The organism is Actinacidiphila oryziradicis, from assembly GCF_005047355.1.
Lineage (GTDB): Bacteria > Actinomycetota > Actinomycetes > Streptomycetales > Streptomycetaceae > Actinacidiphila > Actinacidiphila oryziradicis.
The window spans coordinates 102,210-114,671 of record NZ_SUMC01000005.1 but is presented as its reverse complement, the minus strand read 5'-3'; the positions used below and the strand labels follow the sequence as shown (position 1 = coordinate 114,671).

Annotated in this window: 7 protein-coding genes; 5 read left to right on the top strand and 2 right to left on the bottom strand. The window is 70.1% G+C overall.

Annotation, left to right across the window (positions count from 1 at the left end; all coding sequences use genetic code 11):
* Positions 1-88 precede the first annotated feature (88 nt).
* Together FCI23_RS07485 and FCI23_RS07480 are read right to left on the bottom strand one after the other, a co-directional pair.
* Positions 89-4,198, bottom strand: coding sequence for a glycoside hydrolase family 38 N-terminal domain-containing protein (locus FCI23_RS07485; protein WP_136722662.1), 4,110 nt, complete (start codon positions 4,196-4,198; stop codon positions 89-91).
* A 62-nt stretch (positions 4,199-4,260) separates the two neighbouring features.
* Positions 4,261-5,172, bottom strand: a complete 912-nt coding sequence (locus FCI23_RS07480; RefSeq protein WP_136722661.1) for a BadF/BadG/BcrA/BcrD ATPase family protein — start codon at positions 5,170-5,172, stop codon at positions 4,261-4,263.
* A 340-nt stretch (positions 5,173-5,512) separates the two neighbouring features.
* Here FCI23_RS07480 and FCI23_RS07475 point away from each other — a divergent pair, with 340 nt between their 5' ends.
* From FCI23_RS07475 to FCI23_RS07455, 5 genes are all read left to right on the top strand, one after another.
* Complete coding sequence (locus FCI23_RS07475; protein ID WP_136722660.1) at positions 5,513-6,670, top strand: ROK family transcriptional regulator; 1,158 nt, start codon at positions 5,513-5,515, stop codon at positions 6,668-6,670.
* A gap of 348 nt (positions 6,671-7,018) precedes the next feature.
* Complete coding sequence (locus FCI23_RS07470) at positions 7,019-8,347, top strand: ABC transporter substrate-binding protein (protein ID WP_136722659.1); 1,329 nt, start codon at positions 7,019-7,021, stop codon at positions 8,345-8,347.
* Positions 8,348-8,393: 46 nt separating this feature from the next.
* On the top strand, positions 8,394-9,362 hold the full coding sequence (locus tag FCI23_RS07465; protein WP_136722658.1) for a carbohydrate ABC transporter permease: 969 nt from the start codon (positions 8,394-8,396) through the stop codon (positions 9,360-9,362).
* A gap of 28 nt (positions 9,363-9,390) precedes the next feature.
* On the top strand, positions 9,391-10,293 hold the full coding sequence (locus tag FCI23_RS07460) for a carbohydrate ABC transporter permease (RefSeq protein ID WP_136722657.1): 903 nt from the start codon (positions 9,391-9,393) through the stop codon (positions 10,291-10,293).
* Positions 10,294-10,325: 32 nt separating this feature from the next.
* On the top strand, positions 10,326-12,260 hold the full coding sequence (locus FCI23_RS07455) for a hypothetical protein (protein WP_136722808.1): 1,935 nt from the start codon (positions 10,326-10,328) through the stop codon (positions 12,258-12,260).
* Positions 12,261-12,462: the final 202 nt, after the last annotated feature.

The window sequence follows — 12,462 nt, the reverse complement described above, 5'->3', positions numbered from 1 at the left end:
CCCGCACCGCGGTCCCGCGTCACTGGCCTGAGTACCGCGCGTACGGCGCCTTCGTGAGCGACCCCGACGGCAACAACACCGAGGCCGTCTACAAGGAGAGCGTCTCCGTGTAGTGGATGGCCCCGAAGGCCGAGACCTTGGCCAAGGCCCACCACCGTCCGTCGGCCATCGCCGGGCCGACGCCGTAGGAAAGGGTGGCCGTGGCGCCGGGGGCGATGGCGAAGCCCTGGGTGCGCGGGGTAAGGGCGTGCCAGGTGCCGTAGGGGCTGATGAGCTGGGCTTCGCCGCGTAGCTCGCTGCGGGCGTGGTTGGTGAGGCGGAGCACGAGGCGGTCCGGGGCGGGGCGGGTGAATTCGGCCTTGAGCGGGTCTGGCAGGCCGCTGCCGATGGTGAAGGGAAGCGCGTCCTCCAGGAGCTGGCCCAGGTCGTCACCTATGCGGGCGGTTACGTAGTACGTGCCGGGAGCGGCGTCGTCGTCGGGGCGGACAGCGAGCTCGAACTCGGCGTACTCTCCGGGCGCGAGGTCGTAGTCCAGGGAAGGGTGCGGCGCTGCGGTGAGGCCTGGCGGGACGTCGAGGCGGAGGGTGCCGCGCGCGGGGCGGGCGGCGGCCGACACAGTGATGCGGACAAGGTCGTCGTCCGGGCGTGCCAGGTGGACGGTCGCCGGGAGGTAGCCGATGGGGGCCGGGCCGAGATTGTGCAGCCAGTAGCGGGTGAAGACCGGCTGGACGGGTTCGACGGCCGAGCGGCCGGCCGGCTCGCGGACGGGCGCGAGGAGCGGGCGGGCGGCGACCGTGGTGATGTCGGCGGCGCCCAGCTCGACATCGAGGGTGCCGTCGGCTTCGCGGAGCGGGCGTATGGTGCGCTGTTCCAGGAGGTCCGTCGTCTCGGGGCCGGTGAGGCCGCCGTGCAGGCGGAGCGTGGCCGTTGTGGGGCGGCCCTGGGACTCGTACAGCCGGAAGGTCAGCCCGTCGGCGGGGGCGGTGTCGCCGGACAGGCCGGAGGCCATCGGGTTGCCGCGGGGCTTGAGGGCGGTGAGCAGGACGTTGGCGGGCTCGACACTCAGCAGCGAGGCGCGGGCCGGGAGTTCGCCGTCGGAGGGGGTGGTCTCCAGGGGCAGCAGTGGGTGGTTGGCCTCGTGGCCGGCTCGTACGAAGCCGGCCCTGCGCCAGTCGCCCTGGCCGGCGGCGAGGCTGTAGTGGAAGTCGTGGGTCCAGTGCTGGAGGGCGAAGCTGCTGCCGTCCGGGACGGTACGGCGGGGGCCGTCGAGCCAGATCCCCATCGGCCAGTCGGTGCACGAGCGCATCAGGGACAGGTAGAGCGTGCCGTCGGCGGTCGCGACGGAGCTGGGAGTGCCGCGGTTGACGAGGGCGGCGGAGTAGTCGGTGGCCGGCTCGGCGGCGGTGGGCAGGCCGGGCGGCACGGGGACGTCGATGACGGCGTCGCTCAGGTCCGCCGTCAGTCCGGCCGGACCCGCGCCGTCGAGGTCCCGCACGATCAGCACCGGCAGGTCGCGCGGGCCGCGCAGGTCGGCGCTGGGCACCCAGGCCTCGCGGCGAGTGCGGGCGGCGGGGACGAAGACGCGGCCATGGGCGGCCAGGGCCTGGCGATAGGCGGGGTCGGCGGCCGCCAGGACCTGCTCGGCGAAGGCATTGTCAGTGCCGAGTGCGAACCTGATGTCGGGAAGGTTGGAGTCGGCGTCGAGCGACCCGTACCGCCCGCTGTCCGGGCGGGTGGAGGTCGCCGTGACGCCCTGTCCGACCAGAGCGGCAAGAAGGGGGCGGACATCATGGTCTTCGGGGGCGATCACTTCGGCGATGCCGATCGCGTGGTGCGCGGTCGTGCCGTCACTGCTGTGCAGGGCTATGCGGGCGGTGGTGGAGAGCCCGGCCCAGGTGTGAGCGGGGTTGTCCAGGGTCCACAGGTGCTCGGCCGCGTCCGACTCCGGGAAGCCGAACGGCCGCCCGATCGCGGCGAAGCCGACCTCGGAGACGGGCAGCGTGCCGGGCAGATCGAGGTCGAAGCGGACCCGCAGCAGCCGGTCCTCGCCGATGGAGCCGTCGACTCGGGTGTGGAAGTCGATGCGGTCGGCGCCGTCCAGAAGGGTGGCGGTGTGCGTGAAACGCAGCCCGCCGAGCGTGGCTTCGGAGACGATGCGCCGCCCGACGGGGGAGTGCTCCACGCGTACGGCAGTGGCGGTCCCGCCACCGGTCCCGCTGCCCGGTCCCTTGGGCAGCAGATGCCAGGGGCCCTCGCCCCACACCGGGTGGGTGCTGTGCTCGTCCTGGAGGACCAGCTCGGCGCCGAGCCCGCCGGGACGCAGCAGTTCCCGGCCGGTGCGGCGGTCGGTGATGCGGGTCAGCGCGCCGCCGCGAGCGGGATCGGCCTCGATGCGGAAGCTGCCGTTCTCGATGGAATCGGCGCCGGGCACGCGGTTCCACTGAGGCGCCTTGCGCTCCACGAGCCGGTAGACACGGTGGCCGAGCGAGGGCACATCCCGCGCCAAGAAGGAGACTGTGCCGTCGTCCTCCGCGACCGAGGGCACCGGCTGGCCGTTCTCGTCGAGCAATTCGCGGCCTACGGCGGCCGCCAGCGACACGAGCCCGTCTCGCGCCCACGACAGGGTGTTCGCCACCAGGACCGGCTTCCCCTCGCCGCGGGTGTCCGTGCGCTCGGCGAGCTGACGAAGCGCTGCGCCGCGCGCTTGGTCGCCCAGCTCAAACGCCTCGCGCCAGCCGCCGACCAGGTCGATGTAGACCTGGTCGGACTCGGTTCCGGTGACGGCGTCGTGGTGGGCGCCGTAGGCTAGCAGCCGCCAGGCCTTGTCGAGGGCCTCGCTGGGGAAGCGCTCGCCGAAGAGCGTGGCGAGGGTGGCGAGCCGTTCCGCGTCGAGGACCGCGGTCTCGGCGGCGCGCTGGGCCTGCTTGGTGTCGATGTAGGAGACATCCTTGCCGGTGAAGACCGGATTCATGTCCCGGGTCTGCGGGGTGATCACCGTCGTAGGGCTGCTGTCGGCCTCCCCCCGCACCGCCGTGAAGAAATCGCGCGGCAGGCCCATGGCGAACCGCGGCCAAACGTAACGCTTGGCCCACTCGCGGTGGATCTCGGTGCACCAGCGGGACGGCACATTGTGGTCGTGACCGACCGGCAGCATCACATTGCGGGTCGCGGCGACTTTCTTCAGCTCCGCGTACTGCTCGTACGCGGCCGTCATCGCCGCCTCCAGCGAATCGCTGCGGTGCAGCGCCCAGCCGGCGGTGTAGTGCGCGGCCATGTAGTGGGTGAGGACGCCACGCCCGCTCGGAGCGATCCACTCGAACTCGCTGGGGAACTGCATACGGGTGATGTCTTCGGTGTGCCCCTTGGGCCCGGAGTTGTGGAACGGGCCGCGCGCCCAGGCGCTGGAGTCGAGTCCCGCGTCGGCCATCAGCCCGGGGTGAGCGGGGTCGTGGCCGAAGACATCGAGCAGCCAGCCGGAGCGCGGGTCGCCGCCGAGGACATCACGCTGGTAGCCGATGCCGTAAACGGTGTTGCGGATGGTCGACTCGGGGTGCGAGAGATTGGTGTTGGGCTCGTTGTAGCTGCCGCCGACCAACTCGATGCGGTCGTCCCGGAGGAAGCGGCGCAGGTCGTGGCGGTCGCGGGGGAAGGCGTCCCAGTGGGGCTTGAGGTAGTCGAGCTCGGCGAGCACAAAGCGGTAGTCCTCGTCGTGCCGGGCCGCGTCCAGGTGGGCCCGCACGAGGTCGAAGGCGCTGCGGACATGCGGTGGGCGGAGCCGGTCCACCCAGGGCAGGTCGGGAAGTTCGTGGCGGATCTCGGTGAAGCCGGCCTGGGTGTTCCACCACACGGGGTCGTAGTGGAAGTGGGACACCATCCACATCGTCCAGCCGGTGGCCGCCGCCGTGACGGACCCGTCCGCTGTGCACCGGTTGCCGTCGGCGTCCTCCGCGATCGCGGTGACGCGGTGCACGGACCCCTCCGCCGCGGGGGCGGAGACGATGACACCGACTTCGGCGATGGCCTCCTCCCCTGGTGCCGGGGCGGCTGCCGGCTCCGGCCGGGGGGTGCTGACGGTCGGGCCCTCGACGCGGACCCGCATCGGTCCGGCCGCGCCGTGCACGGTGATCCGTACGACTTGGCGCGGGGACTGTTCCGTACCGATGAACAGATCGGTGGATCGAATGGTGCTGATACGCATCGGGCGGCGGCCCTTTCGGTGGGTCGGTGGGGGTGCTGGGTCGTTTCCGGCCGGACATGGCCTTACGCGGTGGCGGGCGCCAGGGCCAGGGCCAGGGCCACCGCCCCGGCGACCGGCGGCACCTGCAATGGGTGGACCCGGGTGCCGGGGAGGGAGCTGGCGAGAGCGTCGGTGAGGGCGCCGTAGAGCACGGGCTGGTTGAGGACGGTTCCGCCGGCCACCACCACGTCGTCCACGGTGGCGCCGCGCTCGGCGAGGCGTACGACGAGGCCGGTTAGCGCCCGGCCGCCGGCCGCGATGACATCCTGGGCCGCCCGGGATCCGGCGGCGGCCGCTTCGAACACGGCACTGGCGTGGCGTCCCCAGCCGGCGGCGACATCGTCGGCGGCTTCCAGGGCGGCGCCCAATGCCGGCACTTCGGGCACGCCGAGTGCCGCAAGCAGCAGCCGGGTGAGCTCGTCGGGCGCTTCCGCGCGGTCATGGGCGGCGTACACGGCCCGGATGGCCTCGCGTACGAGCCCGGCCGAGCTGCCCTCGTCCCCGAGGACCGCGCCCCAGCCGCCGACCTGGACGAGTTCGCCCGCCGCGGTGTGGCCGACGGCGACGGCTCCGGTGCCGGCGACCAGGCCGACGCCCTCGGCCAGGCCCAGCGCGGGCACGAGGAGCTCGGCGTCGTTGACAACACGGCAGAGCGCGCCGAGCCGTTGGCCGAGGGCCTGCCGGATCAGCTCGCTCTGCCGGGGGGTCTCGCAGTCGCGCCCGCCGACGGCGACCGCGTGCGGCCGGGCGTCTTCGGGTAGCGCCTCGTGGATGAGGTCGGTGAGCCAGTTGGCAGCGCCTTGGGGGTCGTGCGGCTGCCAGCCTCTGCTGGTCCGTACGAGATCAGCGACGGTGTCGTCTCCTGCGCGGGCGCGCAGGTGGGTCTTGGTGCCGCCCACGTCGATACCGACGACGAGCGTCGTTCTGTCCTGCACGGATTTTTTTCGCCTTTCGCGACGCAGCGGTAGCACAGGAGCAGCGCGAGGCCGTCCCGTTGCGTGGCGCGTAAACGCAGTGGAAGTGCCTGCGCACGGCGGGCGAACCGTGACTCGGTGGCAGCAGAGCAGCAGATCTGCGGACCGGCTGATCAGAAGCGGTCGGGAGGCCCCGGGACGGGCCTCGGCTGAATGTGGCAGGCGTGTTGCCACGAATTCGTTAGGAATTTAACTAACGAAGTACGATGCGTCAAGGGCTGCCAGAGAGACGGTGCCCAATGTTTGATTCCGTTGGGTGGCGGCACAACCACCCAGAAGCAGGACCACCGCGGGAGAGCGCATGACTGCAACGACGGATGTCCACTCAGGACACCCACTGAGCGACAGCGCCAGGGCGGTCTTCGCAGTCCTGGCCGCTGCCGGCAGTGCGACAAGACCGCAGCTCGCGGCACAGTCCGGGCTGTCCAAACCCACCGTCTCCTCCGTGATGACCGAGCTCGAAGCCGCCGGCCTCGCCGCCCGCTCCGGCACCGCCCACGGCGGCACCGGCCGCTCCGCCGCCGTCTACCGCCTGGGCCCCGCCTCGGGCTCCGTCCTCGCCATCGACCTCGGCTCCACCCACACCGAGGTCCGCGGCATCGCGCTGGACGGCACAGTCCTCGCCGTCCAGCGCACCGACGACGACCTGCGCCCCGCCGAGGCCGTGCACGCGGTCCTCGGCCGGCTGCCCGTCCCCGGCCCGCTGCGTGCCGTCGTCGTCGCCGTCCCCGATGTCGCCGCCCGCCAGGAGAGCGGCGGCACTCGCCCCGCCACCTCCCGTATCGCGGTCGCGTTCGAGGCGCTCGAACTGCCCCCCGGCGTACCGGTGCACGTCGAGAACAACGTCAACTGCGCGGCCCTCGCCGAACTGCACGACGGCGCCGCCCGCGACCGCCACAGCTTCGCCTACCTCCAGGTCGGCTACAACATCGGCCTCGGCATCGTCTACGGCGGCCAGGTGCTGCGCGGCGCCAACGGTGCGGCCGGCGAGGTCGCCCGGCTGCCCTACCCCTGGGCCGAAGGCCTCCGGGCCGAGCACGAAGGGCTGGAGGCCTACGCCGGGGCCCGTTCCCTCGTCCGCCGCGCCGCCTACGCCTGGCGGCCCGCGGACGGCGACCGCCCGGAGACCGCCGAGCGGCTCTTCGCTCTCGCCGCCGACGGCCACCTCACCGCCCGCCGGATGGTGACCGAGCACGCCGGTGAGGTCGGCCGGCTGGCCGCCGCGGTCACCGCCGTTCTCGACCCCGGCCTGATCGTCCTCGGCGGCGGGATCGGCGCCAACCCGCAGCTGCTGCCGGGCGTCAACGCCGAGCTGGAGCGGCTGAGTTGGCCCACCAAGGTGGTCTGCAGCGTGCTCGGCAACAGCGGCACTGTGGTCGGCGCGACCCGGCTCGCCGTCGCCCGCGGTGTCCAGAATGTTATCGGCGGCGACCAGCCGGGCATTGACTCCGCGCCCTGATCAGTGCCAAGGTCCCAGAAAGCGCTTTCCCAAGCCGGCGGGACCCGGCTCCGGGTGAAGTGTCCCCCGTACGAGGGCGTGCTCGTACAGCGATAGCCAGGGACCTTCCACCCGTATGTGGCAAGACGGCCGGGCGAGGCCGTATCCCGGGGCGCTTCACCCCTCCGCCCCACGGCAGAATCCTCACGGCATCGGTTCCCCAGCACCATCCCGCACCAATTCCCCCCAGCACCACTCCCCAGTACCAACCCCCAGTACCACCCCCCAGTACCAGACAGCCCAGCATCACCCCCATTAGAACCTTGGGCCCGGATAGGGCGGTTCTTCGCGCACATGTAGGAGGCAGCGGTGGGTACAGAGGTCTCGCGTAGAGGTCTGCTCCGGCTCGGTGGCGGACTGGCAGTGGCATCGGCACTCGGCGGCACGCTCGCCGCCTGTGGCGGTACCGGCGCCAGCTCCGGCAGCAGTGACCTGACGATGACGTGGTGGGGCAGCGACGATCGTCACGCGGCGTACAAGAAGGCGCTTGCGGTATTCACCAAGGCGAACCCCAGCATCAAGATCAAGCCCCGTTACTCGGGCTACGACGGCTACTTCGACAAGTTCAACACCCAGGTCGCCGGCGGCAGCGCCCCCGACCTGCTCCAGATGGACACCGCGCTGGTCGCCTCGTACGCCAAGAAGGGCGTGCTCGCGCCGCTCGACGACTACGTCGGCAAGACGCTCGACCTCACCGGGTTCTCCAAGTCGCTGCTCGCCGCCGGAACGGTCAACGGAAAGCTCTACGGCGTGCCGTCGGGCATCGGCGTCAACGTCCTCACGATCAACGTGACCGGCCTGAAGGGGCTCGGGCTCGCGGAGCCCGACAAGGAGTGGACCTGGGACGACCTGAAGACCTACGCGGCCAAGATATACAAGGCCAGCGGCGGCAAGGTCTTCGGCGTGGACGACGGCGGCGGCTCGACCCTCCAGGCCTTCAACGTCTTCGCCCGCGAAAAGGGCCAGGACCTCTACACCAGCGATGGCAAGCTCGGCTACACCCAGGCCACCCTCGAGGAGTGGTGGACCTACTGGGCCGAGATGCGCAAGATCAACGCGTCCCCCGGCGGCGCGGTCACCTCCTCCGCGCACAATGACCTCACCAAGAACGCGGTGGTCATCGGCAAGGGGATGATCACGTTCGACTCCGGTCTGACCAACTCCTCCGGCAGCCTCACCGGGGCCACCCTGGACTTCCTCCCCACCCCGCAGGGCAGCTGGTCCGGTGCCCGCGAGGGCAACTACGTCAACGGCGGCGTGCTGCTGAGCGCCACCGCCCGCAGCAAGCACATCGCGGACTCGGTGAAGATCATGAGCTTCATCGCCCAGGACAAGACGGCGATCGCGGACATGGCCCTGCTGCGCGGCATCCCGCCGACGGCCAAGGCCCGTGCCATCGTCGCGCCGTCCCTGGCCGGCAACGACAAGCGTGCCTCGGACGCGGCCGCCTACGTCTCCGACCGGGTCTCCAAGGCCACCAACGCCCTGCCCGTGCCGGTCGCCGCGCCCACCGGCGCCGACCAGATCTCGGAGCTGCTGTTCCAGTCCAACCTCGCCATCGCCTTCGGCAAGAAGACGATCAAGTCCGCGCTCAGCAGCTTCTTCGACCAGGCCAACAGCATCCTGTCGTCGTCGTAATCCTGTTGTCGTAACCGACCCTCCGGGAGAGGCCAGGGAGATGAGTGTGACCACCGACCAAATCAACGAGGTCGTGAAGGAGCCGCCGTTGCCGGCGGCCCCCGCCGACCGGGAACGGATGCGCAAGCGCGCCGCCAGAAGGCGCGCCGGCGGCTGGTGGCCGTTCCTCTTCCTGGCTCCCTGGTTCATAGGCCTCTTCGGGCTGACCATCTACCCGATGCTGGACTCGCTCTACCTCTCCTTCACCAACTTCAACCTGCTCACCCCTGCCAAATGGATCGGTGCGCAGAACTACACCAGGATGTTCAACGATGACCCGAACTTCTGGAACACCGTCCATGTGACGCTGGTGTACGTCGCGGTCTCCGTGCCGATGAAGCTCGCGGTCGCACTCGGCGTGGCGGTGCTGCTCAACCGGCCGATCCGCGGACTCGGGCTGTACCGGGCGGCGTTCTATCTGCCGTCCCTGCTGGGCGGCGCGGTCGCCATCGCCATCATGTGGCGGCAGATCTTCGGCGCGGACGGTCTGTTCAACGATGTGCTCGGGTGGTTCGGCCTCAAGGGCCAGGACTGGATCTCCTCACCGAACACCTCGATCTACACCCTCATCCTGCTGGCGGTCTGGCAGTTCGGCACCCCGATGGTGATCTTCCTGGCAGGGCTGAAGCAGCTCCCGAAGGACGTCTACGAGGCGGCGGCCATCGACGGCGCCGGAGCGTTCACCCGGTTCTTCCGGATCACCCTCCCGCTGCTGACCCCCATCGTGTTCTTCAACGTGGTGCTTCAGATCATCGGCTCGTTCCAGACCTTCACCCCCGCCTATGTCATCAGCAACGGCAGCGGCGGCCCGATCGGTTCGACCATGCTGTATTCGCTCTACCTGTACAAGAAGGGCTTCGCCGACTTCCAGATGGGATACGCCTCCGCACTGGCATGGGTGCTGTTCCTGGTCATCGCCGCGTTCACGACGATGAATTTCATCGCCAGCCGGTTCTGGGTCCATTACGACGACTGAGTCGTCGGTGAGGAGTACGGAAGAGAAGATGTCTGCCCCCGCTATAGCCCCCGCCCCCGCCCCCGCTTCCGCGCCGGCTCCGGTCAAGAAGCCACGTGCCGGAATCGCCGGCCGCCGCATCCTGGTGCACACGGTGCTCATCGGCGTAGCGCTCGTCATGCTCTATCCGCTGATGTGGATGGTGAGCAGCTCGCTCAAGCCCGACCAGGACATCTTCACCCAGATCGGTCTGTGGCCCAAGCATTTCCACCTGCAGAACTACGCCAAGGGGTGGAGCGGCTCCGGCAACTCCTTCTCCCTCTACCTGATCAATTCGCTGGCCGTCACGATCGGCGCGGTCATCGGCAACGTAATATCCTGTTCGCTCGCGGCTTACGCCTTCGCGCGCTTTGAATTCCGGGGCAAGAAAATCTGGTTCGGGCTGATGCTCGGCACGATGATGCTGCCGATGCAGGCCACGCTGATCCCGCAGTACACGCTGTTCTTCAACCTCAACTGGATCAATACGTTCCTGCCGCTGATCGTCCCGAAGTTCCTCGCGACGGACGCCTTCTTCATCTTCCTCATGGTCCAGTTCATCCGCAGCATCCCTCGCGAACTCGACCAGGCGGCGATGATGGACGGCGCCAACCCCGGCCAGATCTACCTGCGGATCATCCTGCCGCTGATGCGCCCGGCCCTGGTCACCACCACCATCTTCACGTTCATCTGGACGTACGACGACTTCTTCAGCCAGCTCGTCTACCTGTCCGACAACTCCAAGTTCACCGTGCCGCTCGGCCTGACGCTCTTCCTGGACAAGACGAGCGGTTCCTCGTACGGCGCGATGTTCGCGATGTCGGTCCTCGCTCTGGCCCCGACGCTGATCTGCTTCCTTGTCTTCCAGAAGCGGCTCGTCGAGGGCATGGCCACCTCCGGAATGAAGGGCTGAACCGACCCGTGGCCCCTCCCTTGGAACCACCGGTGTTCCTCACCTACCAGCACGGCTCCCTGCACGACCTGCCGGACGACCCGGCGGCATACGACGCCGTGCTGGCCCGGGTCGCCGACACCGCCCTCGCCCGCATCACCCCCGACGGCAACCTGGAACACCCCGCCGCCTGGGACGACCTCGGCGACACCTCGCACGGCGTCACCGCGCTGCTGGCGCTGGCCTGGCAGCGTACGAAGGACGACCGGCTCGCCGAACCGGTGCGCCGCAGCCTAAACTTCCACCTCCGCGAGCGCGTCTACCGCACCGACAACCCCGGCTACCCGAACCTGCGGCTGCGCGCCTCCGGCGAACCGTACGCGCGTTACGTCCTCGGCGACGGCGAGCACCCCATCGGCGACTGGCCGAGCACCGTATGGGCGCTGCTCCAGGCGGTCAATGTGCTCGACGCCGCCGACGGGCTGATCGACCAGGAGCAGTACGCCGTCCTCACCGAGCTCGGACAGGGCTACTGGCGCTGGCTCACCGAAGTCACCTTTTTCAACCCGCAGGACGCCACCAACCAGGCCATCGGCTGCGTCGTCGGCGGACTGATGCTCGCCCGCCACCTCCCGGCGAAGGACGCCCAAGCAGTCAGGGACACCGCGCTGCGGCTGTACGGGACCGAGATCCGCGCCCGCCGCCTGCCCGACCGGGGCGCGCTGCTGCCCGCCGAGCACGGCGGTGCGTACGACAACAACTACGGTCCGATCTCCCTCTCCTTCCTCGCCCAGGCGCACCGGGTCAGTGGCGAACAGCTTTTCGCCGACGACGGCGACGAGATCGCCCGCTACATCGACGCCCGGCTCTCCTCCTGCGGCTACGACGTCGGCGGCCCCCGCTACAGCGAGCAGCACTCCGGCTTCGAAGCGGTGCTGGGCCTGCGCTACTTCAGCCGCCGCATCCGCTCCGACCTCGGCCGCTACCTCGGCGACGCCCGCTGGGCCCGGCACGCGGTGAACGCGGACGGCGGGCTCGACGGACACTTCGCCTTCATGCTGGTCTGGCAGATCCAGGACGCCACCCGCTGGTATCGCACCCCGAAGACCGCCCCCGTCCGGCACCAGCTGCGCTCCGCGCGGGTCTCGGTGTCCTTCGACAGTGCGATGACCCCGGCTCTGGTCGAGGCGGCCGGCACAGTGCTGCTCCCCGCCGCCGTGAACAGGCAGCACGGCTTCGGCCCGGCCGTCGACGGCTTTCTGCTGACCCGCCCCATGGGCCAGATCCGCGTCCGCGACGCGGTGGCCTCGGGCCTGGCCGCCAAACTCGTCACCAAGCCCGTGGTGAGCCGCGATCACCCTCTCCTGCACACCCAGTCGTTGTACGTCACCGACGGCACGAGCCTGTGGCTGACCGTCGCCCTCGACCGCACCGAGGGGGAGCCATATTTGCTCGCCGGGCTCCCTTACGCCACCCAGACCGACGGCGGCCTTGCCAAGATCACCGAGGTGTCCGGCCTCGACCTCGCGGAGAAGGGCGCCCGGCTCACCGCCGGAGGCAGCCTGCTCATGGGTGGTCTGGCCATCACCGCCGCCGGTGAACTGCGCCTCACCACGCCCGACTACCCTGGCACCGACGGCTCCGCCTACTTCAACAGCCCCGACACCATCGCCCTTACCCAGGAGCAGGCCGCCTTCCGCCTCGCCGCCGACCCCCGCGGCTACGGCAACCCGGACCAGGGCTGGTCCCACATCGTCGCCACCACCGCTGTCGAGGCCGCCCCCTGTCCTGCTTCCCCGGACGGCCGCGTCCTCTTCGCCGTCCGCTACGGTCCCGCCCTCGCCGCCGACACGCCCTTCACCCCGGCCTTCGGCCTTGACGCCGATGGCCTGACGGTCCGTACAGAAGCGTTCACCGCTGTCGTCGGCCCGCCCGCCGGGGATGCCCACGGCGAGCCGACGCTGACGCTGCGGGCGCCGGGCGCGTAACCGGCATACCTCGCCGTATTCCAGGACGACCCGGTCAGGACCTACCGCGGCTTCCTGGACCGCCGCCGGGCCGAGCGCCCGCAGGAGGAATACAGCCCGGGCCGATGAGGCCTTCCGGCTGATGCAGCACTCCCGCCACATCGGCAAGGTCGTGGTCACCTTCGACCCGCTGGACGAACCCGTACGGATCAAGCGACTGCAC

Coding starts and splice junctions, on each gene's coding strand:
- FCI23_RS07485 (WP_136722662.1), bottom strand. CDS start 4,198: ATGCGTATCAGCACCATTCGATCCACCGATCTGTTCATCGGTACGGAA.
- FCI23_RS07475 (WP_136722660.1), top strand. CDS start 5,513: ATGACTGCAACGACGGATGTCCACTCAGGACACCCACTGAGCGACAGC.
- FCI23_RS07460 (WP_136722657.1), top strand. CDS start 9,391: ATGTCTGCCCCCGCTATAGCCCCCGCCCCCGCCCCCGCTTCCGCGCCG.